Raw genomic sequence first — 990 nt, 5'->3', positions numbered from 1 at the left:
AATTAATTTAGAGGTTTCATATGAAAAAATCCAAGTAATTAAATCGTACTTGTCATCAAAATGATCATAAAAAGTCTGACGGCGGAAATCTGTCTGGTCCATTATATCTGTAATTGATATTTTATCAATATCCTTTTCACGTGCGAGATATTTGAAGGAATAAGCAATGATTTCCTTCGTTGCGTTTTGTCGGTTCATACTTTGTGGCCCCTTCGAAAACGTATTAACTATCATATTATATTATTTTTCATTATACATCATCCTTAAAACAATTGAATCGGACAAATGATGTTGTTTGTCTGTTGAGTTGATAGCGCTTACTTGTTAAGATGACTCTAGTTTCAAGGAAGGGAATCATCTGAATTATGTAAGGGGTTCCTTGGTTAGTAATTCAATGAGTTATTGTATTTCAACAAAAATTAGGAGGAATAAAAATGAGAAAAGCGTTAATTAGTCCAACAAAATATGTCCAAGGGGAAAATGAGTTATTGAATTTAGGTTACTTTGTAAAGACATTTGGGGAAAAAGCTTTGTTGATTGCTAATCAAGACGATGTAAACCGCGTACGAGAAAAACTAGAAAAGACGGCAGCAAAATTTGGTGTCGAATTTATCGAAACTAATTTTCACGGCGAGGCTTCTCGGGTGGAGGCTTCTCGTTTGCAAGAGCTAGCTAAGAAAGAGTCATGTGACTGTATTATCGGTCTTGGTGGAGGCAAAGCTATTGACACTTCTAAGGTTGTAGCTGAAGGGAAGAACTTGATTATCGTGCCGACTATTGTAGCGACAGATGCACCTACCAGTCACTCTGCAGTACTCTACACAGAAGCTGGTGAATTTGATGATTATGCATATTTTATGCAAAGTCCTTCAGTTGTTTTGATCGATACGACTATTATTGCCCAAGCACCTACACGATTTTTGGTTTCTGGTATGGGAGACGCACTCTCTACCTACTTTGAAGCTAGAGCAACAAGCAGAGCATTCGCAA

The 990-nt window shown here is 37.0% G+C and carries 2 pseudogenes; one reads left to right on the top strand and one right to left on the bottom strand.

The features are described 5' to 3' along the window. A pseudogene (locus RT018_RS15675) lies at positions 1 to 198 on the bottom strand (dihydroxyacetone kinase transcriptional activator DhaS); the annotation flags it as partial. Positions 199 to 434: 236 nt separating this feature from the next. Between RT018_RS15675 and RT018_RS15670 the strand changes: the two are divergent. After that, positions 435 to 990: pseudogene (locus RT018_RS15670) on the top strand (iron-containing alcohol dehydrogenase); the annotation flags it as partial.

The sequence above is a fragment of the Oscillibacter sp. genome (assembly GCF_032060045.1).
In the GTDB taxonomy this organism is placed as follows: Bacteria; Bacillota; Clostridia; order Oscillospirales; family Oscillospiraceae; genus Oscillibacter.
Note: the sequence above shows the minus strand (reverse complement) of the source record. Positions and strands in the feature narration are given on the sequence as shown.